Origin of the sequence: Methanobrevibacter sp. (assembly GCF_017432245.1) — an archaeon.
Lineage (GTDB): Archaea > Methanobacteriota > Methanobacteria > Methanobacteriales > Methanobacteriaceae > Methanobrevibacter.
In genome coordinates, this window is the sequence record NZ_JAFRJO010000075.1 from 1 (window position 1) to 26,152 (window position 26,152).

Consider the following 26,152-nt stretch of genomic DNA (forward strand, 5'->3'; position numbering starts at 1 on the left):
AATATCTGGATTTTGATAAATATACCTTATTCATAACTACCCCTTACTTTATGCCTATTGCAAAAATTCTTTTAAAATTAGAAATATATATGTTTTTAGAAATTATTAAATGTTTATAAAACTTTTAAAAAAATTGAAAAATATTATAAAAATTAGTCAACATGAATAATTTTGTAATAATTGATTAGAATTATTATTTAATAATAATTCTAATAAAAAATTAATATTTTTATTAATAACTACTATTTTTTATCTTATAATAAAATTAAATAAATAATAATCTTTTTTTTAAAAAAATAAACTTTTTTAGAAAAATAATTATTTTTGATAAATCAAAAAAAGTAAAATTGTAATATGAAAATCGAAAGATTTATATAGTAATTATTACAAAGTATAAATTACATCATAAAACACACCAAAAATAAGGGGAATAAAAAACCATACATCACTATCAAAATTTCCCTTATTATCAATTAACACTGCCTTTTACATAGGCAAACTATTTTTGGTCAGTGATTATGATCCATATTTATTTGAAAATAATCGGAGCGTGAGTTTATGGCAAAACTATTTAGCCTTAAATTAAACAACAAAGACATAATCTATGATGATAAAGTGAAAAAGACTTACGGTGGACAAGGAGTTGTTCGTCTTCATGACAGGTTTCTTGGACAAAGGGCATATGTAGTGTTTCCCATGCAACGCGAAGACAGTGAAGATGGAGTTATCGTTACAGTTGATGAAATACTCAATAGGGGAATTCGCCCAAATAACGACCACACCAGCAAAATATTGTTAGGAAAGGAATATGTAGGTCGCAGATGTCTTCTTGTATTGCAGGAAGCTTAATATCTTTATAATGGGGTGATATGTATGAAAATAGAAAAGATATATGATACAGAAAATAAGGAAATTCTGATTTTTGACTGGTGCATAAACAGGGTCCGCGAATATTTGGAGGACAATGAAATTGCACATAAGTGGCATAAAGCGTATAAGTACGGCACCACAGGATGGGTCTTCGTGAATCTCAATAGAAGGACCTACACTCTAGGTGTCGGAGGAATCCGAACAGGGAGGCCTCTTAAGAATCATGCAATAACATTCGATGAGTTCAAGCTCATCTTCGGTGTTTATGAGGAATATGGCGAAAGCAAGGCTCTTGATGAGGTCGTAGAGCATGTTTATGCCAAGTATGAGGGAATGGAAATATTCACCTTCCATAGTGAAAGGTTCGATTTGGAGAAGCCAGAGGGTTGGATTGAACCCCCGAAAAGAGAGAAAAAATATATAAATATGCATAAGGATGTGATAAAGGATGATGATTGATCCAAAAACTTACTCAGAAAGCATCAGGAATGAGAGCTTGACAGAGCTTAAAAAAGAGAGAAATAGATTAATTGAGGAGATTAGGGAATATGATAATGCAATGTATGACAACAATATTGTCATGATTAGCAATCCTGATCCTGAAACCATCTACCTGAACAATCATTTATACTTAGCCGAAGTATGCAGGCTGATTGGCGAAAGGCTTTCCCACGGCGACTTGAATTATGAATTCTAAATTATTTGCTTCTTTAAAATCTAATTAAAACTTATGAGTAATTTTGAAACAAAAAAAGTAAAAGGAGGTATATCATGCACGATTTGACAAACATTAGGAAAAGCTTTGATGAACTTGTATTGAGCAGATTGAGTGATGAGGTTCTAAAGAGAAACTGCATAGATAAGAATGAGGAACTGATAAGTGAAGAACTGTTAAACAGAGGGGAAATAATTGAAGTTCCCTTTGGAGCAATCATTTACTTTTTAGTTCTTGAGGATGGAAATCCTGTATTGTATCTTGAGAAAGCTTCAAGAATGGGTTCAGATGACCTTTATATCATTAATGAAGAGGGATGCAAATATTATGACATTTATGATGGATATCCTCCTGAAATTAAGGAGAGATATTTCAATCATTTGGAAAATATAAAAGAAACCAGAAACAGATTTAATAAAAAAGGAATAAAGGAGGAATAAGTATGGATTGCATTAAATCAGGAATTTTCGGAGCGATTGTAGGGGATGCACTTGGACTTCCTGTGCAATTTGAACCAAGGAAATTCCGTGACATAGACCCTGTAACTAAAATGACAGGAAACGGTGCATTTGACCTTCCAGCAGGAAGCTGGTCAGATGACTCTTCATTAATTCTTGCAACAATTGATGGATTGAGCAAAAGTCTAAAGAACAAGGGATATGATGAAGACATGAAATTAAATGAACTCATCGACTATGAAATAATCATGAAGAACTTTTCCCTTTGGCTAAATAATGGAAAATTCACACCATACGGCCAGGCCTATGACATAGGTGGTGCCACCATGGATGGAATTCATAGGTATGATAGGGGCACTGAGCCAATATTATCTGGAGGAATAGGTGAAAGGGACAATGGAAACGGATCTTTAATGAGAATCCTTCCAATAGCTTTCTTCATCCATTATCTTTCTCAAAAAAACTCAATTGATGAAGATGAGAAGATGGCAGTTATCCATAACTTGTCTTCACTCACCCATAGGCATAGAAGAAGCCAGTTGTGCTGTGGAATCTATGTGAACATTGCTCTTGAATTTATAGAAAAGCGGGACTGTGATTTAAGACTTGAAGAATTGATAGCTAATGGAATAAATAAGTCAAAGGAATATTATTTCAATAATCCCTCTTTTAAAAAGGAATTACATCACTTTGATAGAGTATTCTCATTGAATATTCAGAATCTTCCAAGAGATGAGATCAAAAGTGGAGGATATTGCATATCTTCTCTTGAAGCATCCATTTGGTGTCTATTGAATAATGAAAATTATAGGGACACTATTCTAGAGGCAGTTAATCTTGGATATGATACTGATACAACTGCTTGTATTGTTGGAGGATTAGCTGGAATTTACTATGGCTATAATGATATTCCTGCTGAATGGATAAATAAATTGGCTAAATTAGATTATATTGAAGAATTAGTTAATGATTTTCATTTGGCATTAAGTGAAAATCATTAAAAATTTTAAAAGGGGTGATATGATGCATGATTTGAAAAAACTAGATGAAAAGTTTCATGAATTCCTAAAAAACGGATTGAATGCAAAAGATTATAACTTTGATGAAATTGAAATAACTGAAAAGTTGTTGGATGAGAAAAAGGCATTTTACATTCCATTTGGATACCTTACCTATTTTTTAGTTATTGAAGATGGAAAACCAGTAGTGTATGTCAATGCAGCTACCAGAATGGATACTGATACAATCTGCTTTGTTGGTGAGGATTCATACGAATGCTATGATGTATTTTTAGGAAATAATAGGGAAATCAGCGAAAAATATTACAGCCATTCGAAAAAAGTGAAGAAATTCAAAGATATAGAATGCTTATATAAATTTAAAAAACAAGAAAAGAGGAAGTAAAAAGAAAAATATCATTGATGTTTCTTGTGAGAAAACTCAAGAAACTCAATTCTATTCTCTTTTTTGCAGAATGAATAATATAACCTGAATGAATCTGCAACATAAACTTCTTGTTGACCTTTACGGTTACGAGACAAATGCTTGCCAACATCAGGATTTAGAAAGATTTGTTTGATCTTCTTCAATAATTGAGATAAAACGCTTTTATCCAATTTCTTTAGAGACTTGAAAAAATCTTTCTGATATATCCATTCTATTATTGAATCGCCTAAAATCTCTTGAAGCACAGCATTAAGCTGACTTTCGTTTCTGATTTTATTAGGGCAAGATGCATAGATCTTGATAATCACCTAACAAAACACGACTTTAAGTCTTTCTTCCTCCTGAAATATCGATTAGGCGGTATCCGCCTTTATCTAATTCAACCACTCTGTACTTTTTACCAGTTTTTGTGTTTAAAAAAGACATGATTAACTCCGATATTTTCATGTGGTTTTACAACCACAAAATATACTCTATTTTTGTTATATATAAAAAAGTTTCTAATTTTAAAAAAAGGATTTTGCTATTGATATCTATTTTTAACTTTTTAGAAAATTTAAAAAAATGAAACTTAAAAATTACTTATTTAAAATCATATTTGATATAAAAAGTATAAAAATAATTAATTGAAACTTAAATTAAATGAGTTATATATTGAAACTATGATTAAAATATTGATTATAGATATATCCTAAATTAAATTACAAATGAATATTTTAGGCATACTATTAAAATTATAACATTATCACTAAATATTTTTAATACTTTATGATATAAGTTATCAAAATATTAATCGATAATTTAATTATTATCGATACATTTATATACTACAAAAACAAATATTATATTGTAGAAGCAAAGGGGGTGAAAATCACTATACATCAAGCCCATTGCTTTCTCGATTTATGTAAAGGGGGACTTATATGTCAGAAGAAAAATTAGACAAAAGTTTAGAAGAAAACCAAGAAGAAAAATTGCCATTTGCAAAAGCTGAAATCATTAGATTGATGAAGGAAAATCTTTCAAAAGACAGACAGATCAAGGAAAGAGTCAAGGTTGAAATGAACAATTTCCTTTATGGCATTTTAGTGGATGTCTGCAGTGAACTTGAAAAATATCCATATGCAACCATTGATTATGAAATGCTTAAGGAATGCATTTATCCTTACACAAACATCAAGCAGATCAATCAGGAAAGAATGAGAATCCTAATGCATTTGAATGCAATTAAATCAGATTGTGATGCGCTTGCCATGGATGTTGAAAAGACTCTTAGAATCAAGGACACAACTGAGAAAGATGATTTCTCTCCATTGACTGGAGAGATATAAATTTCATGAATAAGAGTAAAAGAGTTATTTAAAAAGGTTTAGTCATTTATCATCCTTAATTTATTAATATTATCATTTTTCATCTCCTTTTTAATTATTGCTTAATTAAATAATTCCTTACTCTTATTCTTATTTTTTATCTATTTTTTTCAAAATAACAATCACTTATTTATCTATTTTTTAAGAATTTTTAATCCATTTTCAATAAAAACATCTAAACATTTTAACAAACTATTTTTAACTTAAAATACAAAACATTAATCAGATGTGGAAAAGGTGAATGCAATGAATGAAATTATAGACAACTACAATGTTAATGCAGAAATTGAAATAGACAACAGTGAACTTGAAGACATAATGTTAATAGAGCCTGGCATGATGACCATTGCAGATGAAGAGGAATTCTTCAGATTATTAAAGGAAGCCAAATTGTTCATCCCAATCCATTGGGAAAAGGAAGAGGTATTCAATATTGAAGACCAAAGCGTTGTAGATGTTATCAAGCCTGTGCCTCCACTTGGATTCAATTTCATTTCACTTACCATTAATGATAATGAAAGAGCGCTTGTAGCATTCACAAGAAAGGAAATAATGAAGGAAATCAAGCTTAAGAAAGACCATATCATAATGAATATGCGTGATCTTGCAAAGATCTTATATGGATTCGGTGATGTCTTCTCATCAATCATCATAAATCCTCAAACTGAACATTCCATTATAGTAAACGCTTCCACACTTATAGACCTATTTAAGGAAAAGGCAAAAAATCCATTTATTGCTTCACTTGAACAGACTTTAGCTACTTTGAAGACCAAATCAGTGAAACTTGACAATCATTACATGTTCTTTATCCGTTCAGAATATGAATTCATGGAAAATGAGGCTGTAGATGGAATTTTTACAGCAAAAATGCCACTAAGGGCATGCACAGACCCTAATTTCCAATCCAATCTTCCTATATTGCATAAGATAATGATGATGGAAGGGCAAAAAATATTGTACACTGGCAAAAGTGAGGAAGTGACTGATTTCAATGTACTGATTGCTCCAGGATGTGAATTCCAAAAGTTCTATGATGAAGACGGTGACACTTCAGTATGGAGATGCATAAAACAGCCATTCTATGATAATCTTGAAGAAGAGGATGGTGAAGAATGATTAGATGATGATCTTAACTTCATTCATCAAATTTTTTTTAATTTAAATTTTAAAACAATCTATAATTATTTTTTCTGGGAATTATATCGATTATTTCAATGCTCTGATTTCTTTCTGATACATAAAAGATAATCCTATAGTCCCCTACCTTTGCTCTTTGACATTTAGGGCATTTATTGCTTTTCAATTCTTTAAAATTAGAATTATATGGATTTTTTAAAATTTCCAAATACTTTTTATTAATTCTCAATAATAATTTTTTATCGTTTTTATGCTTATAAAGAAATTTCGCTGCCTTTTCATGTTCAAATAATTTATAACTCATTTTTTTAACTCAAGTTCCAGTTTATTGATTCTTTCTTCTAAACTTTCTAGAGTTAATTCTTTAACATTTTCTAAATTGCCGTTTTCGAATTTTTCTATTTCTTCATTATAAAATTCTGCTTCTTCATCACTGAATTCTTCATGAGTATAGTAATATTCTATTAAAAAACTTATAACATCATTAAAAGTATCATTTTTAGAAGCTAATTTTGATAAAGAATTATGGTTGGCTTTAGAGATTTTAATTGTTTTAGTCATCATAATACCACATAATATAGTATACTCAGTATACTATAAAAAACTTTCTAAAAAATCTAAAAGAATAGAAATGAAAAATTAATATGCTTTAAATTTCAATTAAAAATTTTATAGATGCCCATATATAAATTAAACTATTTATTAAGCTTTAAATAATATTATGACATGAAGATTGACTTAAAATTAAAAAATAATAAAAAATAATAAATTGATTTGAAAATAGAAAATTATATGAAAATAAAAAATTAATATGAAAATGAAAAATTTAAAACTAATTTGAATCTTTATTTAAATTTAAAACCTTGCTTGGATGGAAACCATTTAGCATATAAATAAATATAATTGGTTTCATAAATATGATTAAATAAATAATATAATTAAAATAAATTACTGATTGAAATGACTACACTAAACAACAAAAAGCTAAAGAAACTATTGAAATCAAAGTCAAGAGTTAAGATAGAGCAGAACCCTGACTTGTTCTATAAGGAATTCTTAAAATCAGAAGTCTTTGTCCCAGTTATTGCAATGGAAGATGAAGAATCATTAAGCGATGGAGACACACTTGACTTGCAGATTGGCTTCTTTGATGAGGAAAACGGAGACCGCAACATATACCTGTTTACAGATACAAACGAATTGGAAAAGGCAGGATACCAAATCAAGTCAATAGCTGTAAATGTTATGGAACTCTCAATCATATTGGCACAGTTTGACATTGATTTCAATCATATTGTGATAAATCCATACAGCGTTGATTCATATAAGATAGACTTTGATGAATTTTTAGAGAAAAATAACTTTTAGATATTAATTCTTAATTTTAGTGATAAAAATGAGCATACTCTATAATGAAAAACTTGAAGAATTGATGAAAATACAATCAGAAATGAGCGAAGAGGAAAATGAACACTTCCTAAATGAATTCAGAAAATCAGAACTGCTGGTTCCTCTTCAGATAGAGCTCGACTCACTAGACCTTGAAAACATGAATCTAGAGGGATTGAATGAAATCAATAAGGAAGTCAAGTTTCACTTAAAGTCATTTGTAGGCCCAAATGGAATCAAAGTCATACCTATTTTTACAGATGAGGAGAACATTCATGATGTACAATTGAACACAACAGTTGGATCCTTGTTCATGAGAGACTTGTACAAGTCCATAGTACCAATTCAAGACAGCTTTGATCAAATCATCATTAATCCAAGTGCAGAAAATGAATACAAGATAAGCATTGATGATTTCTTAAATCTCTTTGATGAGGAAAGGGAATTTGAAGACATGATGAAAGAGATTGAAGAGGAAATGCTTGAAGATGAAAATATGGATTAATGGCTAAAAAATTCAATATAATATAATCAAAATATCGATTAAGAAAAAATAGACTTTCCTTAAAAATCATCATTTAATTGGTTGAGTAAGTCATTTAATTAAATCAAATGCCTAATTTTTTATTTAATGAATTCTACTGATAGATGTATTGAGGTTAAAATCATTAAATATAACCACTAACTGATAATACAAAAAATAGAATTATAAATAAAACAGCAATGAAAACTAAAAATAAAGCCCCTTCTTTTGAAAATGGGCTTACTGGTGCACAAGTACCATCAGAACAATTTTCATCAATTTGACAATTATCCTCTTTAGACATTTCATCACCAAAAATAGATTTAAAATAATTTTAATAATTTAAAATAATTACTGTTTTTAAAAATTGAATTTAATAAAAATAGCTAAAATATAAAAAAATGCTATTAATGAAAAATCATTAATAGCGAAAATCAATCAACTTATTTGAAGTTGGTTGCTCTTTCTTCGAAGTAAGATTGAGGGTGTTTACATACTGGGCAAATTACAGGAGCATCGGTTCCTTTAATTATGTGACCACAGTTGATACATTTCCATTCAATTTCGCCTTCTTTCTTGAATACAGTTTCAGCTTCAACATTAGCGAGTAAAGCTCTGTATCTTTCTTCGTGTTCTTTTTCGATATTACCAACCATAATGAATAAACCTGCAATGTCATCGAATCCTTCTTCAGTTGCAGTTTCTGCGAATTCTTTGTACATTTGAGTCCATTCTTCGTTTTCACCGTCTGCTGCAGCGTTTAAGTTAGCAATAGTGTCTGGAACTTCACCATCGTGTAAAAGTTTGAACCAAATTTTTGCATGTTCTTTTTCGTTTTTGGAAGTTTCCATAAAGATATCGTGGATTTGGACGTATCCTTCTTTTTTAGCTTTACTTGCGAAATATTGGTATTTAGCATGAGCTTGAGATTCACCAGCAAAAGCTGCTGCTAAGTTAGCTTCGGTTTTAGTACCTTTTAAATCTGCCATTATAATCACCTAAATTTTTTTAACACATGTGTTAATTCTTAAAAAAATTAAGAATTGCAGTAGTTTAAACTACTTAAAATTATATTAGATTTATTTCTTAATAAATATTTCTAAAAGACTTTTTAAAATATTTAAACAAGATAAAAAGGTAGAATAAATTTAGATAAAAATTAGAAGAGATAGATGAAATTAGAGATAAAGATGAAAATTAGAGATAATAGATAAAAATTGGAAAAAGCAATTAAATTCGGATAAGCTCATCAGTGCTGACAATCATATTCAATCTTCTATCATGGCTTTCCATTGGAATATGATCAATCAGTTGAAACGGATGAATTGTGGTAACTAAAGGAGTGTCTTCATAAATGAGATTCTTATTAAATAGGTCTTCAATTTCCCTATCCCCATATCCTTTCCCTTTTCCAATTCGATTTCCACATCTATCTACACCAACAGAGCCTTCCACAAGCATATCAATAGCCATGTCAAATGAACTGCCTTTACCGAAATCAAAAAACTTAGAGCAATGATTGAATGCTCCTTCCTTAGTGGATGCTTCCCTTTCTTTTCCATCTAATTTGCATCCTTCAAGATACAAATAGCCATGTTCAAGATTAGGGCTTGCCATGATAAGATTCTTATTTTCCTTTAAAGCAAGATATCGAACTGGAATTTGAGCAGAATCAGGACTGCAAAAAATAGTTTTTGAATTTTTCCATTCATCAGTGCCAGCGAGCAATTCTGCTGCAATGTCTGATCCTTTAAAATCAGGAATCTTTCCATAATCCCCATTAGGTCTAAGAGACTGACCTTCATTAAACAATTTATCATAAATTGATTTTCTAATGTGTTCCTTTTCTTCCTTTAAAGACATGATATCATAAAAATGAGAAATATTAATGGAATTCTAAAGTCCGATACATCATCAAAAATCCTTCTTTATCAGGATTATTCTCTCCAAAGCCTAAGAAATTAAAGCTAAAGGCATCATGATCATTTATTGTTGATAAAGAATGGGTATTCAAAGGAGGTTCATGACTTGTATCCTTTGCTATGAGCTCATGAGTTTCCTTGTTTCCAATAATAGTTAGATGAGAATCTTCAACGATTAAGCTATCTTCCCTTGGAATGTCTTCAATTGCATTCTTAAGATATTCCATAGACAATCCTTCTTGAGGATACTTGAACACCATAACTCTGCTGAATTTGCTGTCACAGTCAAGTACTGCTATGCAATTTTCAATATCCTCTGCTTCAAGCAATTTCCAATTATTCGGATACTTAAAGCTTAATTCATCATTTTTAAACATATTAGACAAGATTAAAACTCCTTTAAGTAAAGATAAATAAAAAAATAAAAGTAAAATTAAAAAATAAATAAAAAAATAGAAAAAAGAAAAAATTATTCGAATTCAACTGAATCCATAATAGCTAAATAATCATTGTAAGCGTATGGGAATTCCTTAAAGTGCATCAATTCAAATACATACATGTTTCCATCATTGAGCAATGCAGAAGTATAGTTTTCTAAAGTTATACGCTTTTCATCTTCAGATAATTCCTCAATGTTTTCTTTGACTTTCCCATCTTCACCAATCACAGAATGGGCAATAATATTGTAAACTGGCATTCCATTTAGGTTTAAAATTCTAGATTCAACAATATTCCAACCTTGTTTTTTGAAATTCTCTTTAAATGAATCTTCAAGCTCAGCAACTGCATTGACTTCACCAGCATCATTTTTATATACTGTAATTGTAGATGGATTGCCTTCTACAACTTTTACTAAAGCCTTGATACAATTTGGAGCGACCATTTCTTTATTTTGTTCTTTCCAATTACTTAAATATCTAAATTTGATTCCTTCTTCATCAAATTGGACTTCATCCATAGGATCACCATTTAAATTGATACCCAATAAACTATATAAATATGAATAAATGATTAAAAATTTTAGAAAAATTTTAGATTGAATAGACTAAATAAGCCAGAATTACTAAAAGATCAAAGATAATTATTCTCCACTTTCAAGCAAATAATCATCTGGAATTAGTTCTTCCAATTGAGTATAAGCCTTGCTTGAAATAGCATCCTTATGAATTTCCGGTTCCTTGACAATAGTCAATCCCCTTATTCTTCTTATGATGCTGGTTTCACCTAATTCCTTATTGATCTCATTAATTGTTGCAGTCAAAGTTTTATTAACAACCTCATCAAGCATGTTCTTATTGGTTCTAAGAATTATCTCAAAGATTTCCTTATGCTTCTCTTCCCTTTCACGGAGTCTTGAGAGTTCTCCTGCATCAAAACTCATCTTTGTCTTTAAGACATTCATGTCCTGCAATAATTCGATTCTTTCTTCATTTGATTCATTTAAATCCTTATTCAATTGCTTGATTTCAGAATTCAAATCATCAATATCCCCATTTAACTTTTTAACTTCGTCAATGAGAGAATTAGATTCTGAATCGGATAAAACACTGCTATTGATATAATTTGCTTTTTCAATTTGAGACAATTTAGTGGTAAGTTCTAAATTAATGTTCTCCAATTCCTCCACTTTTGAGAAAAGAATCTTTTCTTTAGACTTTGCTTCCTTAAGGTCATATTCTAATTTTACAACAGCTTCATCATCTGGGACTACTTCCAAAGTGGACACTTCGATTTCAGAAGAAGTTTTCAATTCCTCATATTCCTGAGGAGTCAAGATTACAAAATCTCCCTCTTCAAGATTATGTTTTTTCACATCTTCCTTACCAATTGTGAGACTAATATTACCTCTTGATTTGTTAATTTTCCCAGTCTTGATAATCATATTTAATAATATGATTTATGCCTTTATAAAGGTTATTATTTAATTTAAAAAAATTATATAAAAATTAAAGCGATTTTAAAATAAAAATGAAAAAATAAGCAATAATTTGAAAAAAATAGCTAAAAACAAATGAATTAAAACTAAGTACATGAAGTGAACATGAAATTTCATGCAATAAATTCATGTAATGAACTTCATGAAAAAACACACCAAAAATTTTTGAAAAAATTAAAATTAAAAACTAAAAAAATAGAATAAAAAAATCAAAAAAGAATTAAAAAAAATAAAATTAAAAACTAAAAAAAATAGAATAAAAAAATCAAAAAAGAATTAAAAAAAAAATTAAAATTAAAAACTAAATAATCACCATAAGAAATTTGATTCATCACTCATGCATTCATTGACCCAATTGATGAAATTTCCATTTGCAGATCCCTTTCTTTCAGCTTGGCTGTGGCCTTGACCCCACACTTCATTGAATTCAACACTATCCACATCACCAATCTGCATCAAAGCTAGAGCCAAATTGGCTTCAACAGTGAATGAAGTGTCTGTCTGTTCAATTCCTGCGTTTATTCTCCAATATTTAGCAGGATTTGATGATCCGATTCCATCATAGTAAGGAGAAACATAATACAATGGATTATACATATCGGAACGGTTAAGTGTAGTGTAATTGAATCTATCCAATTTTTTCAAATCATTTGCATAACTGTTTGCTTTTGAGGAATCATAATCAGAGAACTCAGAGTATTTATCTGAATTTGCCTTTAAGACATTTGCCATAATGCTATCAAAGTGCAATGATTCATCACCTGTACCGAATAATTCATTTTCAGCCTGGTCCTTGCCTAAATCATCAAAGGCGCCTACATCTTTAGTTGGGGATTTGCAATGTTTTACAAATGCTTCAATGCTTGTGATTTCTGCAGTGTTTGTTGAACTGTTATAGATAATCCATTCCTCGTCTCCATTCAATGAATCAATATAATCCTGTGGAGTCCTATAAGTTCCTGAACTTGATTCAGTAAGATCACTTGAAATAAAGACACCATCAGGTACAGACCCCATATCCCTGCCTTCACCGGAACTAGGGGAGTATGGGAAACTGGTTTCATTCAAGAAATTGTTCAAGGAATCCTCTACAATTTGAAGCATATAATCATAATAAGGTCCAGAAGCATAGATTCCATCTTCAGACTCTTCAAGACTTAAAGGTTTTCCATTAGGACTTCTAAGGCCTAAATCATTAATGTATTTTGCATAGGCACTAGCCAAATCATCGGATAATGCACCTGTCCAAGTGCCAGAGCCACGTGTTCCTTCACTAGAGTATTGGCCCATAGTCCATTCATAAGCCTCATCAGCAGTGTCTAAAGATATGATAGGACACCAGCACATTGCTCCACAAATGCTATCAGATAACTTGTTTCCATTCCTATCTATAAGAGCAGCCCCAATGGATTCTAGATATGGTGTGTACAATTCACTGTCTCCACTTGCACCTAAAACAGCACTTTGAGCTCCACCTCCACTGTGACCAAAGGAGAAGATCCTTTGACTGTCACCAGGTAAGGTATCGTCATTGAATTTCAAGTAAAGCACAGCAGCTTTTAAATCAGCTACTCCCCAAGGAGCGCCTCCAGAGTAATTGTATCCATTTTCCCTACCTCTGCAACCTGCATTGACATAAATGAAACCCTCATCAAGGAAATCCTTAACTTCATTAGCATTATATCTGGTAGGGGCTTTTTGAGCAGAATATCCTGCTGTGTTAATAGGCATGACAATAGGGGCAGTGGATGCAGAATAATTTCCAACATGACCGTCTATCACTGTACATGTATAGGTTCCATTAGGATTTTCCTCACTTTTAAAGTAATCTCCAGGCACATAAATTCCTAAAGACTCATATTTAGTTGTTTCGGGATTTGTACAGTATGCCAGTCCAAGTTGATAATAGATATTGTTTTTCTCATCATATTTCCAATTGGACATGTCAATGGTTAATTCCTCATTCAATTCTGTGAGATTAACATTATAATTATTAGTATCATTCAATAATCCCATTTCACTTGCCGCCGCCAATATTGCAAGCAATGCAATCACTACTGCTATAAGCAAAACAAGTTTATTTGTTCTTCTCATAATCACACCACAATCTAATTTTAAACTATTTAATAATTATACTCTTAATAAATAGGTTTATAAATCTTTATAAAAAAATCTAAAGAAATTGAAAATGAATAGAAGATAATAAAAGATAATAAGAAAAAAATGAAAGGATAAAAACTAAAAAAAATAAAAAAAGAAAAGATAACAATAAAATAAGAAAAAATAAAAGGATAAAAAGTAAAATAAGAAAAAATGTTTTATCATTAAAGGAGAGATTATTCAAGAATCTCAAAAGTTCTGACTATCTCCATGAATTTGGAAACTAAATCGCTGATGGTTCTAAGTTCAAATATATAAACGAATCCATCGTCTAAAAATACAACTGAAAACATTTCAAAATCAATTTCTGGAATTGAAATCTTCGAATGGATTTGAATAGCTGACCTTTTTCCAACATTTGCTATTTCAGAGGATACTATTTGGGCATTGTCATTCAATAGACTTTCCTCAATTATTTCCTTAAACTCCTCCAAAGAAGGCATTTCAGATTGAAATGCAATTACATTTAATAGGCTTCCATCCACATAACTTAAAGTAGCTATGCAATCAGGATTATTCTCTAATGGGATTTCCTCCAATTCCCATTCATCACTGTATTTGAATGAAAGTTTTTCATTTGAACATGTATTTAAATTAGACATAAAAAGCACTCTTTAATTATTGAATTGATTATATATTTCTCTTTATAATTTTTTAGAATATAAATCTTATCTAATCACAGATTACAAAATGATGTCAATATATTAATCACAATAAAAAATAACAAAATAAGAGCAATATTATATTTAAAACAACAATAACAATTTAAAATCAATTTATACATTAAAATAAGAAATTATAATCGTTTAGAAACCAAATAGAAAGATTTAAATTAGAATAAAGACAAAATAAGGTATGGGATTAACATTTATAAAATACCTTTAAAGAATGATAAACTAAAAACTTATTAAGCATTTATTCACTCAATAAATCAAACTCTATAATTACATATTCAATAAGAAAAACCCTAAACTCAATATATTTGTTAATCCCAACACCCCCTACTTGAAAACGGATTCAAATCATGAAATAAATCAAAAAAGTGTTCTGAGAGAATAATTAAAAAATAACTGAAAAAATAGAAAAAATAGAAAAAATAAAAGAATAAAAAAGATCAAATGAAAATAATTAAAAATTAGAATAAAAAATTAGAATAAAAATATGAATAAAAATATGAATAAAAGAAGTAAAAAGAATAGAACAATTATCTAATACGTTTTCCCTCTTTTTCAAGAAGTCCTTTTTCCTTAATCATTTCAATGAAACGACTGTCATCAGTTACGAATTCATCATATTCCTTGACTTCCTTTTTATTGGATCTTTTTACAACAGTGAATAAATAGGAAGGCCTTCCCTTTTTCTCTTTAGGAAGTTCAATCAATTCATAAAGGACTCTTTTTACAATGAGATCTTTAGAGCTTTCAATAAAGCTAATTCTATTGTCAATATCTTCAAAGCTTTCAAAGTCTCCGTTAAGCTCTTTTTCAGTTAAGATCTTTGAACCTAACTTTCTGCTGATTCCATCTAAAAAGTGCAATTTGCTAGCTTCCTTGCTTTGCTCATTGAAGAATTTGACATACTTTGGCTCATTTTCAACAACTATGCAGTCAATAGCTTTTTCTGTTTTAAACTGCTGGTCTTTGCTTAAATCATCATAACTTAAATGAGCCCTTTCCTGTTTTACAAACTCACTATCCTTTCCAAGAGGAATCTTGTCTTCGACCTTAACATCAACGTCATCATTCAAGTCCAAATCCATTAATGTAAAGTGGTTTGTTCCAATAATCCGTGCAGTTTTTTTATCTTCACTTTCCTTAGTGCTTAAGACAAAACCGAAATTTTCATTTTTCATAAAAGCCCCCACTTTATCTTACATTATATCTTAAGATAGCGCCGATTCCACCAAATGCCCTATACAATTGGCTTCCCTCTTCAGTTTCAGTGGAAATGATTTCTACAGAAGAACCTAATTCCTCAGCGATATTAGCCAAATCTTCAATTAAATCTTCCTCTTGAGTGATTTTCATTTTCTCATTGCATTGAGGACAAGTTAGATCTTCAACTTTTTGGCCCTCTTTTTGAGTGACTTCAGCATGGAACCCACATGCTTGACAATCAAGAGTTAACCTTTTGGATTTTAAGTCTTCACTAAGCAAAAGAACATCCACTGCACCCATTTCCAAATTGGTTCTGACTTCCTTTTCACCATAGGAGTATAAACCATGGTCATCCCTTAACTCAGCAAGGAATCTTTGGACTAATTTCTTCTCTTGGATAACTCCTAACTCTTCCAATGCACCTGATGCCTTATCAATGGTTTCCCTAATACCGAATTCACCGGTATAGGAAGTGTCTACAGTAGTGATTACCTTATCCTTAAGCTCATAATGCATGTAATCTCCATTATAGTAATCCTCTTTGGTACCTCCAGGACCACCAAGAACAATTCCCTTCAAGTCATCCTTGATTGGAAGGAATTCATCATCCATATGAGTGCCTATCCTTTTCAAGAACTCGTGAGCCAATTGGTCAATAACCCTATCGAACCTTCTTTGTGATTGTCCCCCTGCCTTATGCTTTCCAGGGACACCACTGGTTAAGTTAGCCACAACATTGATTCTTTTACCTTTCAATGTAGCGATGGTTGCTTCATTCCTATCGATTACAGCAATACCATAAACTTCTTTGGAAGCAATCATATCCTCCAAAGGCTCAAGGTAAAAAGTGCTGTCACAAATGTATCTGTAAGTTTGAATTTCTTCAGGAGGTTCAATAACTACAGTTTCCATCTTTTCAGTTCCAGGACCGCCTTTAGGGATCATACCAACAAATAAAACGAAACCGTTTGGCAATTCCTTGTTATCGTTTGTAATCATACGGATTCTTTGCATGATTACCTCAATAGCTGATTGAACATTCTTACGAGTGGTTTTACTCTTAATGTTAGCACTTTGCCCTAATTCATCCCTCATCTGCTTGATGATATCACTTAATTGCTTTGTTGGAGGAACGTACATGGAAACAAGCTCTGTTCCCTTTCCTTTCTTTTCAGCCAATTCCTTTAATGACTTCTTAAACTCATATAATTCTTTTGAGGATACCTCACTCATTTATAACACCTGATAAAATTGATAAATAATTTTTTGATAAGTAATTAGATAAAAATTAAAATAAAACAATATAATTTAAGATTATTTTAAAACTTTAAAATAAAATTTTCAATGCGAAAAATTACTGAAACTGTAATTTTAATAGAAAATCATTCACTAAAATAGAAATTTCTGTCAAACCATAATAATAACCTTAAATTGATATAATATATTATATATTGGTATAAGTTACTTATATAAGTAATGATGAAAAGTAGAATTTTTTAAGAAAATATTAATAATTGAAAGGATATAAGATTATTTAATTAGACTATTTAATAAGACTATTTTATAAGTTAACGGAGGAAAGTAATTGTTTGGCCTAAAAAACATCAATACGGAAAACACATATGATGAAACTGACGAAAAGAAGCTTAAAATAGCTGATACAATCTCTATTTTTACAAATCCTCCTATAATTACAATTCCATTATTTACAATTATTTGTATAATTCTTGCATGTGATGGAACTCCATTTACAAGTGGATTCAGATTTGATTGGACCCAATTCCTTATTATAGAACTGATTTCACTTATCTTTGCATCCGTCTTGCCAATGGCAATCACCCTATATTGGGCAAAGAAATTGAATACAGACAAGGACATTTCAAATAGGGAAGACCGTTTCGTTCCCCTTATTGTAGGAGTCCTGTCTTACCTAATAGGCTTTATAATTGCATGGGCTCTTGGAGTTTCTAATTTCCTGATTGTCTTAATCCTTTGTTATGCAGTGAACACTTTAATTGTATTGCTCATAACATCCAAATGGAAAATCAGCATCCATACAACTGGACTTACTGGACCAGTAGCTGCATTGATCATGCTTCTTGGACCAATTGGCGCTTTGGTTGGATTGCTTTATCCAGTACTCATTTGGAGCAGATTCACACTTAAAAAGCATACAATGGCTCAAGCAATAGCAGGGGGAGTGTTTGGACTTGTCATGACTGTATTGGAAGCTTACCTTTACATGGATTTGCTTAATTTACCAGTTTACAATTTAGTTCCATTAGGTGAATGCCTATGGATAATTCTCGGACTTATCCTTGCACCAGTGATTTTAGGAATTCTCACAATATTGAATGATAATGGAAATAGCAATACAAAAGCAATATTCTATTTATTATGCGTTTTAGCAATTGTGTTCTTCATATTCTTTGCTCCCCAATCTGCACTCATAACATTGATTCTTGCAATAATCACATCAATTTTAGTAAGTTATTTTGGTGGAGAGAATTTCAGTTGGTTTAGAGCAATCCGATAGTAAATTTAAATATAATTAAATAGATAAATTAAAGTAATAAATTAAGTAATTTAACTAAATTTCTACTAAATTTAAATTTATTTAAAAAAAACTTAATCTAACTAAAAACTATTAAAACATTTAATTAAAAGGTGAACTTATGAGAATCGTAGCTGCTATTGGTGGATCAATATTATTACAGGATTACAACGCTGAAAGATTTAAGGAATATGCAAAGCTCTTGAAGGAACAAAGCGAAGAGCATGAGATATTTGTTGTTGTAGGTGGTGGAAAACCTGCAAGAGAATACATTGGAGTTGTAAGAGACCTCGGTGCTGGAGAGGCAAAATGTGATGATATTGGAATAGAAGTTACAAGAGTGAATGCAAAGCTCTTATTGCTTGCACTTGGAGATGCAGCTTATCAAAGAGTTCCTCATAACTTCCAGGAAGCTTTGGAATTTTCTGCAAGCGGAAAAATTATCGTTATGGGCGGAACTGAACCTGCACACAGTACCGATGCAGTATCTGCAATCTTGGCAGAGTATGTTCAAGCAGACCTTTTAGTTAACTTGACAGCAGTTGACGGTCTTTACACTAAAGACCCTAAAAAATATGATGATGCAGAACTCATTGAGGAAATCACTGCTTCTGACATGATGGGAATCATCAGCGGAAACGATGTAAAGGCAGGAACATATGAATTCATAGACACAACTGCAATTCAAATGATTAAGCGTTCCAATTTAGAAACTGTAATAGCTAATGGTAATGAACCTCAAAACCTAATTAGGGCTATTAAAGGTGAAAAAATAGGAACCCGTGTTATTTCTGAATAAATAACACATTTTTACTTTTTTTAATTTATAAAATAGAAAAATTTTGTTCAAACTTTTTTTAATAATTTTTTACAAATCAAAAATGAAAATTATTTTGATCAAACTTTTTCTAAAAGTTTGTTTTAGTGATTTAAATGACTGGATTGATTGATATAGGATTAAACTTAATGCATAAGTCCTTTGATAAAAACAGAGACGAAATCATAAGAAATGCAAATGATGTTGGAGTAAGCCAATTTATCATTACTGGAACCAATATTCATTCAAGCGAAACCGCTCTCGAATTCGCAAGGCAAGACCAGTTTAAAGGAGTTTTATTCTCAACTGCTGGAGTCCATCCTCACGATGCAAAGACCTGTGATGAGAATACAATAGAAACTCTAAGGGAATTTGCAAAAGAGGACTGTGTAGTTGCTATTGGCGAATGCGGACTTGACTATAACAGAAACTATTCCCCTCAGGATGTTCAAAGAAAATGGTTCGAGGAACAGGTAAAGTTAGCAGATGAACTGGATATGCCACTATTCTTGCATGAACGTGAAGCACATGAAGATTTAGTAAAAATACTTGAAAAGTACCCAAAAATGTGCAAAAAGGCTTGTGTCCATTGCTTTACAGGAACTAAAGAGGAAGCTGAGAAATACCTTGAATTAGGTTGCTCCATAGGAGTGACAGGTTGGATCTGTGATGAAAGAAGAGGCCAGTCATTGCAAGAAGCGGTTACAGTCATTCCTCCTGAAAAGATGATGATAGAAACTGATGCTCCTTTCCTGATTCCAAGAAACTTCCCTAAAAAGCCAAAATCAAACAAGAATAAACCGGAATACTTGCCACATATTCTAAACACAATAGCTGAATACAAAGGAATGAATAGTGAAGAGCTTGGCAAAAAGGTAAGTGAAACAACAAGAAAATTCTTTAATATCTGAGTTTAATCTAAATTTAGACAATTTTTAAATAATATTAAATTAATATTAAAATAATAGAATGTAATTTATTAAGATTTAAATAAATTAAAAAAAATCAAATAAATTAAATTAATTAAATAAATTAAACTAAAATAATCAAAAACTAAAAAAGGTGAAAAATATGGTAGAACCACACAAACATTGCCCAGTATGCGGCAGCCCAATACCAATGAAAGAAAGAGTCTGCTCTGCAGATTGTCAAAAAGTATTAGAACAACAACAAAAGAACATTAAAAAAAGCAGAATGATGCTATTTGGTGTAATTGTAGTATTCATTCTCGTTTGGGCATATTTCATGTTCTTTAAATAAATCAATAATAAACAAATTAACATATTTAAAAACAAATTAATAGCTATTAATTAAATTTAATAGCTAACAATATTTTTATTGAAACAGATTTTCTTAAAAAACATAACTAAATCAAAATTATAATTATTTTTTTTAAACAAACAATTTTTAAGTGATAAAATGTTATTATCCTCTACAAGTACTTTAGAAAACAAAACAATTGTAAAATATCATGGATTGGTTAATGGAGAGTCATTAATTGGATCCAATATATATAAAGACTTATTCTCTGGAGTTAGAGACGTTGTGGAAGGAAGAACCAGCACTTATGCTGAAGAACTTGAATCAGCAAGAAATGAAGCATTCCAAACTATGGAAGACAAAGCTAAAGAACTTGGTGCCAATGGAATCATAGGTCTTAAGATATCATATAACAACCTTGGAGGCACCATGGGAAACACCATTTTAGTAACTGTATACGGAACAGCTGTAAGTTACAAATAAACATTTACTATTTTTTAAATCAACTTTGATGAGTGAATAAATGCTGAATAAAATCAAACAAAAAATAAATGACTTGACCATCACCAAACGTCTTAAGGATGAAGATGATAGAAAGGTACTCCTAAAAGAGATAGGATGCATTGATATAGGAATAATAGTAGGTATAGTAACCTATGTAATTTGCCTATACACTCACTTTGACATTTATGGATGGAACTTCGGATTGGTCTTATCTCCACTTTTTGCAGGATATGCTGAAAGTTTAGCTGCAAAAAGGTATCTTGAAGAAAGTACTGGTGCAATAAGTGCATTTATTCTATTCTTGATTACAGTTGTCTATGGATTCATCATATCAAACCCAACTTTAGGATTTAATGTCATTACAGCAGGAAGCATAGTCATAATACTTCAAGCTGCATTCCCAATTGCTGTGAATTATTTCCTGATTGCAACAGTTTTAGGTATTATCTCCCACGTTACAGGAGTCTTCAATAAAATTACAAGGTTCATATGGAATGCCTATGAAAAAATCTTCAAAAGAGAACCGAAAACAAAAGGGATATATATCGAAAAGCGAAACACCAAGAAAAGCAGTTTCTATGATGGGGAACTCGATATGAATAAATTAGGAGTCTTGATATTGACTATGGAAGATTCCCCTAAAGAATTGAACATAATTGAATATAAAGGAATCTACGAATCCAGCCATATCTTTTCAGTTAAACGAAGAAAAGAAATAAAGTCTGGAATTGAAGACTCATTAGAAAATGAATTGCTCATCTGTGCAAAAATTGCTGAAGATAAGGCATTGTTGAAATTGATTAAGCAATTAAGGGCAGATGGATGCAATGGCCTATTGAACTTGAATATGGCAATTGAAACATTAGGCCCAAGCAAGGGAGAAAACCTATCTCATGTTGTTATGAGAGGAACTGGAGTCATATTTGAAGAAAAAGAGGATGTAAGTTCCTTATAATTACAAAAAATAATTTCTCCATATCTTTTTTTTGAACTATTTTTAAAGATATTCTATTTTTATAAGCCCAATAGAATAGCTATTGGGTCAAATCCAATCATTTTTATTGCCATATAAATCAATATTATGGAAAATATCTGTTTTAATCTTTCCTTAGGCATCTTATAAACTAATTTTGCACCTAATGTTGCCATAGGAACTGAAAATAGTACAATAAGAACAAAATTAACCAAACTCACATAACCTAATGAATAAGGCATTGGGTTAACTGACCAACCAGTGTAAATATAGGAAATTAGCCCTCCAATAGCGGTCAATGCAATGAAAACTGAAGAGGTTCCAATAGCTTGAATCAAGCTGAATCCAAACAATATGCAAAGTGCTGGAATAAGGAACACTCCACCACCTACACCAAGCATACCTGAGACAATTCCTATTGAAAAACCTACTATTGCTGCATTGAATAAATTAAAGTCAATGAGTGCCTTTTCACCATCAGTTCTGGATCCAAAGAGCATATCCAACGCTACAATAAAGAGCAGACATGCAAAGATGATCTGCAAGATTCTTGAAGGAACAACATTTGCAAGTAATCCTCCGCAAAATCCTCCAATAATTCCAAAAATAGCTAATCTGATAGCTGGCTTTACAATGGACTTGTTCTTTTTTTGATGTTGATAAGCTCCAGATGAAGCGGTTGGAATAATAATTGCCAAACTGGTCCCTAATGATACCATCATAGCAAGGGAAGGATCAACTCCTACAGAACTGAACAAGAAGAATTGCAGAGGAACCATCAGGAATCCCCCACCTACTCCAAGCAATCCTGAAGCGAATCCTGCAAAGATTCCTATTAAAATCAAACCTATATAAAAACTAATTGGAAACATGATCACACATCAAAATTTTAAAAAAAAACATTTTATATTAATAGTCTCTAAAAACTTATATTTAAAATAAAATATAAATAATTAATTATTATTAAAATAAATATGATACTAAATATCAAAATGAGAAATTGAAAAATAAAATGGATTCAACTCTGGAGAAATTCTTATGAAAACAAACAAATACATTCCGTTTGGAATAATTCTAATCATTTTTGGAACTTTACTATTCTTCTTAAGTGGAATAGACCAATTCATAAGACCATTTACCCAACCTCTCCTAATGGGATCCTCAAAAGGGAAAGACATACTCTTTTTTGTTCTTTTAGGAATTACAATAATATTATCCATACTTGGAGACAATGAAAAAATATACAACTATTTTAAGAATCTCCATATTCCAGAAATCTTAAAAGATAAGGAGTTCTACTTAAAGATATCCTTAATCTTATTGCTTTTTACTGCAATAGCAGGGCTAGTTATGGAATTTTACTTAAGGAATTCTCTTGGAATAGATTGGAACACAATCCTTGTTATCATGAATCCAAGTGAAACAAGCACAAGCATTCTCCATTCCCATTTATACAAAGGAATATTTGGAATGATTCTTGGAATGCTTCTAACATACATTCCAGCTGGAATTCATACAGGAAGCTCATTAAGCGCTTACACTCCAGATTTGATTGGTCTCCTATTCATATTGATTCCAATCAATTATCTTCTTATGGTCCTTTCAATGCAAAGACGAAAGGCAGTGCCAAGAATCTTCTTAGCATTTGCAAGCACAATTGGAATAATTGGACTTATAGATGGAGGATTATTTGCTACTCCAACAGTTGGAGGAATCTATGGAATACTCATATTGATGTACAATAATGAAATACTTGAAGGATTTTCAGATTATATAACTGAAAAAGATAAAAGAGATACAATTAAAAGCCAATTAAATGAAGAATTGGTGACAATTAAATCTATTTTAACAGGCAAAATAAGAGATAACAGTAAATCAGTTAAAAAGTATTTGAAGATTTTGATTCCACATATAGCTTTGATTCTAATCATTGCCTTAAGGTTTTCAATTGCATTTTATGGCGCTTGTCCTGATTCCTATGAATTGAATATAGACCATCCCCATGATCTTGATAGTTTAAATCAATACGATGTATTAAATTTAAGAGAGGATGAAAATAAAACAACATTTTATCTTTCAAATCAATATAATGAGATGGAATTGTTAAATAACTTAGCCATTGATTTAGAGGGAAAATGTGATTGGTATTCACTTAGCTGGAACATATATTCATACTTATAAAAAGATTATTAAAAAAATCATTATTATTTATAAACAATAATTTTATTAAATAAATATATAAAACAAAAACAAAACAATTCAACTATATCTAATTATTCAGAGATGATTGTAATGAAAATTAGTATTATCATACCTACATACAACGAAGAGGAATATCTTCCTAAATTGCTTGAAAGCATAAAATCCCAGGATTTCACTGATTATGAAGTTATTGTTGCTGATGCACAATCCGATGATAATACTAGAGAGATTGCTAAGGAGTATGGTTGCATTGTTGTAGAAGGCGGACTTCCTGGACCTGGAAGAAACAGAGGTGCAGAAGTCGCTCAAGGAGAAATATTACTATTTTTAGACTCCGACTTGGAATTGACCGAAAATTACCTAAGCAATGTGATTGAAGAGTTTGAGTCCGAGGATTTGGGAATTGCAATTACCCAAATGACCCCACTTTCTGAAAAGAAAAGGGACAAGTACCTACATGACCTTGCAAACTGGTTTATGATTGCTGTTGAAAACATCAAGCCTCATGGAGCAGGATGCTATGGAATCATCTCAAAAAAGGAATTGCATGATGAAGTAGATGGATTTGATGAGAACCTAAGCTTTGGTGAAGACACTGACTATATCGAACGTGTTGCTGAAATAAGTGAATTTAAAGTGCTTAGAAATGCTAGAATCGGTGTTTCAACCAGAAGACTTGAAGAGGAAGGGCTTTACACATTGCTTAAGCAATATGGAAAAAGCACTGTAAATGACTTTAGAGGAAAAAGGACTTCAGCAGAGGACTTAGGTTACGAGTTTGGTCATGACCCAATAGCTGCACTTGATAGTGTTGATATGGAAAGGATTGCTGAAAAATCCAGAAACAGAAAGATAAAAGATAGAATCAATAAATTCAAGGACAGAGAAATAGAAGAAAATGAACTTATTGAAGTTACTGAAGAGGAAACCGGCCTTATAATAAAAGAGGCAGCAGGATCTGAAGGCAAAAAAAGAATTTTCTATTCCGTTTGTGGAGAGGGAATGGGACATGCAATCAGAAGCAGTGTCATTCTAGAGCATTTAACCAAAAAATATGATGTTTATATCTTTTCAAGCGAAAGGGCATATGAATTCCTCGCCAATAAGTTTGATAATGTATTTGAGATTGGAGGATTCAACACTGTCTATGAAAACAATGTGGTCAGAACCAAGAAAACATTCTTCAAGGCATTGAAGGCAAATCCTACAAACTTGAAGGAAGGATACAATGTATTATATAAGGAATGCAAAAGAGTTAAGCCTAATATAATCATATCAGACTTTGAAAACTATGCAAGTATGCTCAGTAAGCTTATGAACATTCCTTTAATCAGCCTTGACAATATTCATATGCTGACACAGTGCGAATATGATTATCCTCCACATCACAGAGCGGATATGTTGACTGCAAAGGCAGTTACAAAATCATATATCCTCAGGCCAAAAAGACATATAATAACATCATTCTTCTATCCTCCATTAAAGCATCCTAAGATGACTGCCCTTTACCCTCCAGTATTGAGGGAGGAGATAATGAAATTGGAACCTGTTGAAGGAGAGCATGTTTTGGTTTATCAAACAGCAGAATCAAGCATAAACCTTATGGAAGAGCTTAAGAAACTTGATTACAAATTCATCGTTTATGGTTTCAACAAGGATGAAGTTGATGAGAACTTGACATACAGGTCTTTCAATGAAGAGCAGATCTTTGAAGATATGAGAACAGCTAAGGCAATTATAGTGAACGGTGGATTCACTATGATCTCAGAGGCCATCTACCTTAAGAAGCCTATCTACAGCACTCCTGCACATAAGAACTTTGAACAGATATTGAATGGATTCTATGTTGAAAAGTTAGGATTTGGAGAATACCATGATAAATTAGATGTCAAAAAGATCGAAAGCTTTTTGGATAATCTTGACAAGTATCAGGAAAACTTAAACAAGGTCGAGCCATGGGACAATACTGAAATCCTAAAGGATCTTGACTTAAGCATTGAAAAATATGCAAGGCTTGATTAATGTTTAAATTAAAA

General features: G+C 31.2%; 32 protein-coding genes. 18 read left to right on the forward strand and 14 right to left on the reverse strand.

All coding sequences use genetic code 11. The features are described from left to right. The first annotated feature begins 558 nt into the window (after positions 1 to 558). The 6 genes from IJI80_RS06170 to IJI80_RS06195 all read left to right on the forward strand — a co-directional run bounded on the left by IJI80_RS06170 (position 559) and on the right by IJI80_RS06195 (position 3,447). A complete protein-coding gene (locus IJI80_RS06170) occupies positions 559 to 849 on the forward strand; it encodes a hypothetical protein (RefSeq protein ID WP_292788560.1) in 291 nt (96 codons plus the stop codon). Between the two features lie 24 nt (positions 850 to 873). Further along, a complete protein-coding gene (locus IJI80_RS06175) occupies positions 874 to 1,329 on the forward strand; it encodes a hypothetical protein (RefSeq protein WP_292788561.1) in 456 nt (151 codons plus the stop codon). Then, positions 1,319 to 1,567: a hypothetical protein gene (locus IJI80_RS06180; protein ID WP_292788562.1), complete on the forward strand. Its 249-nt coding sequence runs from the start codon at positions 1,319 to 1,321 to the stop codon at positions 1,565 to 1,567. The genes IJI80_RS06175 and IJI80_RS06180 overlap by 11 nt, the downstream gene beginning before the upstream one ends. A gap of 74 nt (positions 1,568 to 1,641) precedes the next feature. Continuing rightward, positions 1,642 to 2,025 (forward strand): hypothetical protein, encoded by a 384-nt coding sequence (locus IJI80_RS06185; RefSeq protein ID WP_292788563.1) that lies wholly within the window; start codon positions 1,642 to 1,644, stop codon positions 2,023 to 2,025. 2 nt (positions 2,026 to 2,027) lie between these two features. Continuing rightward, entirely contained in the window at positions 2,028 to 3,044 is a 1,017-nt protein-coding gene (locus IJI80_RS06190; protein WP_292788565.1) for an ADP-ribosylglycohydrolase family protein, read from the forward strand. Between the two features lie 22 nt (positions 3,045 to 3,066). Beyond that, positions 3,067 to 3,447, forward strand: coding sequence for a hypothetical protein (locus tag IJI80_RS06195; RefSeq protein WP_292788567.1), 381 nt, complete (start codon positions 3,067 to 3,069; stop codon positions 3,445 to 3,447). An 11-nt stretch (positions 3,448 to 3,458) separates the two neighbouring features. Here IJI80_RS06195 and IJI80_RS06200 read toward each other — a convergent pair whose 3' ends face one another. Then, a complete protein-coding gene (locus tag IJI80_RS06200; RefSeq protein WP_292788568.1) occupies positions 3,459 to 3,797 on the reverse strand; it encodes a hypothetical protein in 339 nt (112 codons plus the stop codon). Between the two features lie 615 nt (positions 3,798 to 4,412). On the opposite strand from IJI80_RS06200, the gene IJI80_RS06205 reads away from it, so the two are divergent. Further along, the gene (locus IJI80_RS06205) at positions 4,413 to 4,820 is read left to right on the forward strand and encodes a hypothetical protein (protein ID WP_292788569.1); all 408 of its coding nucleotides are present in this window, start codon (positions 4,413 to 4,415) and stop codon (positions 4,818 to 4,820) included. A 285-nt stretch (positions 4,821 to 5,105) separates the two neighbouring features. Beyond that, entirely contained in the window at positions 5,106 to 5,978 is an 873-nt protein-coding gene (locus IJI80_RS06210) for an SseB family protein (RefSeq protein WP_292788570.1), read from the forward strand. Positions 5,979 to 6,027: 49 nt separating this feature from the next. Here the strand turns inward: IJI80_RS06210 and IJI80_RS06215 are convergent, their stop codons facing one another. Both IJI80_RS06215 and IJI80_RS06220 read right to left on the reverse strand, forming a co-directional pair. Then, on the reverse strand, positions 6,028 to 6,303 hold the full coding sequence (locus IJI80_RS06215; RefSeq protein ID WP_292788571.1) for a type II toxin-antitoxin system RelE/ParE family toxin: 276 nt from the start codon (positions 6,301 to 6,303) through the stop codon (positions 6,028 to 6,030). Then, positions 6,300 to 6,560 (reverse strand): hypothetical protein, encoded by a 261-nt coding sequence (locus tag IJI80_RS06220; protein WP_292788572.1) that lies wholly within the window; start codon positions 6,558 to 6,560, stop codon positions 6,300 to 6,302. Before IJI80_RS06220 ends, IJI80_RS06215 begins: the two co-directional genes overlap by 4 nt. Positions 6,561 to 6,959: 399 nt before the next feature. Between IJI80_RS06220 and IJI80_RS06225 the strand changes: the two genes are divergently transcribed. Both IJI80_RS06225 and IJI80_RS06230 read left to right on the forward strand, forming a co-directional pair. Further along, positions 6,960 to 7,367: an SseB family protein gene (locus tag IJI80_RS06225; protein WP_292788574.1), complete on the forward strand. Its 408-nt coding sequence runs from the start codon at positions 6,960 to 6,962 to the stop codon at positions 7,365 to 7,367. Between the two features lie 28 nt (positions 7,368 to 7,395). Then, positions 7,396 to 7,893 (forward strand): SseB family protein, encoded by a 498-nt coding sequence (locus tag IJI80_RS06230; protein ID WP_292788576.1) that lies wholly within the window; start codon positions 7,396 to 7,398, stop codon positions 7,891 to 7,893. A 163-nt stretch (positions 7,894 to 8,056) separates the two neighbouring features. On the opposite strand, the gene IJI80_RS06235 is transcribed toward IJI80_RS06230, so the two are convergent. The 10 genes from IJI80_RS06235 to prf1 form a co-directional block, all read right to left on the reverse strand. Continuing rightward, positions 8,057 to 8,215: a hypothetical protein gene (locus tag IJI80_RS06235; RefSeq protein WP_292788577.1), complete on the reverse strand. Its 159-nt coding sequence runs from the start codon at positions 8,213 to 8,215 to the stop codon at positions 8,057 to 8,059. A gap of 139 nt (positions 8,216 to 8,354) precedes the next feature. Further along, positions 8,355 to 8,900, reverse strand: a complete 546-nt coding sequence (gene rbr, locus IJI80_RS06240) for a rubrerythrin (protein ID WP_292788579.1) — start codon at positions 8,898 to 8,900, stop codon at positions 8,355 to 8,357. Positions 8,901 to 9,141: 241 nt separating this feature from the next. Then, positions 9,142 to 9,774: a 5-formyltetrahydrofolate cyclo-ligase gene (locus IJI80_RS06245; protein ID WP_292788580.1), complete on the reverse strand. Its 633-nt coding sequence runs from the start codon at positions 9,772 to 9,774 to the stop codon at positions 9,142 to 9,144. Between the two features lie 22 nt (positions 9,775 to 9,796). Continuing rightward, entirely contained in the window at positions 9,797 to 10,219 is a 423-nt protein-coding gene (locus IJI80_RS06250) for a hypothetical protein (protein WP_292788582.1), read from the reverse strand. An 83-nt stretch (positions 10,220 to 10,302) separates the two neighbouring features. Further along, positions 10,303 to 10,791 (reverse strand): hypothetical protein, encoded by a 489-nt coding sequence (locus IJI80_RS06255; protein ID WP_292788584.1) that lies wholly within the window; start codon positions 10,789 to 10,791, stop codon positions 10,303 to 10,305. A 123-nt stretch (positions 10,792 to 10,914) separates the two neighbouring features. Continuing rightward, positions 10,915 to 11,646: a hypothetical protein gene (locus IJI80_RS06260; RefSeq protein ID WP_292788586.1), complete on the reverse strand. Its 732-nt coding sequence runs from the start codon at positions 11,644 to 11,646 to the stop codon at positions 10,915 to 10,917. Positions 11,647 to 12,078: 432 nt separating this feature from the next. After that, complete coding sequence (locus tag IJI80_RS06265; RefSeq protein WP_292788588.1) at positions 12,079 to 13,863, reverse strand: hypothetical protein; 1,785 nt, start codon at positions 13,861 to 13,863, stop codon at positions 12,079 to 12,081. 242 nt (positions 13,864 to 14,105) lie between these two features. Further along, on the reverse strand, positions 14,106 to 14,531 hold the full coding sequence (locus IJI80_RS06270; protein ID WP_292788590.1) for a hypothetical protein: 426 nt from the start codon (positions 14,529 to 14,531) through the stop codon (positions 14,106 to 14,108). Between the two features lie 602 nt (positions 14,532 to 15,133). Continuing rightward, complete coding sequence (locus IJI80_RS06275) at positions 15,134 to 15,781, reverse strand: DUF655 domain-containing protein (RefSeq protein WP_292788592.1); 648 nt, start codon at positions 15,779 to 15,781, stop codon at positions 15,134 to 15,136. A 13-nt stretch (positions 15,782 to 15,794) separates the two neighbouring features. Beyond that, positions 15,795 to 17,039: a peptide chain release factor aRF-1 gene (prf1, locus tag IJI80_RS06280; RefSeq protein ID WP_292788594.1), complete on the reverse strand. Its 1,245-nt coding sequence runs from the start codon at positions 17,037 to 17,039 to the stop codon at positions 15,795 to 15,797. Positions 17,040 to 17,391: 352 nt separating this feature from the next. On the opposite strand from prf1, the gene IJI80_RS06285 reads away from it, so the two are divergent. From IJI80_RS06285 to IJI80_RS06310, 6 genes are all read left to right on the forward strand, one after another. Further along, positions 17,392 to 18,342: a hypothetical protein gene (locus IJI80_RS06285; protein WP_292788596.1), complete on the forward strand. Its 951-nt coding sequence runs from the start codon at positions 17,392 to 17,394 to the stop codon at positions 18,340 to 18,342. A 139-nt stretch (positions 18,343 to 18,481) separates the two neighbouring features. Then, positions 18,482 to 19,159: a UMP kinase gene (gene pyrH / locus IJI80_RS06290; RefSeq protein ID WP_292788598.1), complete on the forward strand. Its 678-nt coding sequence runs from the start codon at positions 18,482 to 18,484 to the stop codon at positions 19,157 to 19,159. 134 nt (positions 19,160 to 19,293) lie between these two features. Then, positions 19,294 to 20,088 (forward strand): TatD family hydrolase, encoded by a 795-nt coding sequence (locus IJI80_RS06295; protein WP_292788600.1) that lies wholly within the window; start codon positions 19,294 to 19,296, stop codon positions 20,086 to 20,088. 160 nt (positions 20,089 to 20,248) lie between these two features. Continuing rightward, the gene (locus IJI80_RS06300; protein WP_292788602.1) at positions 20,249 to 20,437 is read left to right on the forward strand and encodes a DUF2116 family Zn-ribbon domain-containing protein; all 189 of its coding nucleotides are present in this window, start codon (positions 20,249 to 20,251) and stop codon (positions 20,435 to 20,437) included. Between the two features lie 159 nt (positions 20,438 to 20,596). Then, the gene (locus IJI80_RS06305) at positions 20,597 to 20,920 is read left to right on the forward strand and encodes a YbjQ family protein (protein WP_292788603.1); all 324 of its coding nucleotides are present in this window, start codon (positions 20,597 to 20,599) and stop codon (positions 20,918 to 20,920) included. 40 nt (positions 20,921 to 20,960) lie between these two features. Further along, a complete protein-coding gene (locus IJI80_RS06310) occupies positions 20,961 to 21,896 on the forward strand; it encodes a hypothetical protein (RefSeq protein ID WP_292788605.1) in 936 nt (311 codons plus the stop codon). A 59-nt stretch (positions 21,897 to 21,955) separates the two neighbouring features. Here the strand turns inward: IJI80_RS06310 and IJI80_RS06315 are convergent, their stop codons facing one another. After that, positions 21,956 to 22,786: a sulfite exporter TauE/SafE family protein gene (locus tag IJI80_RS06315; protein ID WP_292788607.1), complete on the reverse strand. Its 831-nt coding sequence runs from the start codon at positions 22,784 to 22,786 to the stop codon at positions 21,956 to 21,958. Between the two features lie 166 nt (positions 22,787 to 22,952). On the opposite strand from IJI80_RS06315, the gene IJI80_RS06320 reads away from it, so the two are divergent. Together IJI80_RS06320 and IJI80_RS06325 are read left to right on the forward strand one after the other, a co-directional pair. Further along, positions 22,953 to 24,095 (forward strand): hypothetical protein, encoded by a 1,143-nt coding sequence (locus tag IJI80_RS06320; protein ID WP_292788609.1) that lies wholly within the window; start codon positions 22,953 to 22,955, stop codon positions 24,093 to 24,095. Positions 24,096 to 24,206: 111 nt separating this feature from the next. After that, on the forward strand, positions 24,207 to 26,138 hold the full coding sequence (locus IJI80_RS06325) for an MJ1255/VC2487 family glycosyltransferase (RefSeq protein WP_292788610.1): 1,932 nt from the start codon (positions 24,207 to 24,209) through the stop codon (positions 26,136 to 26,138). Positions 26,139 to 26,152 lie beyond the last annotated feature (14 nt).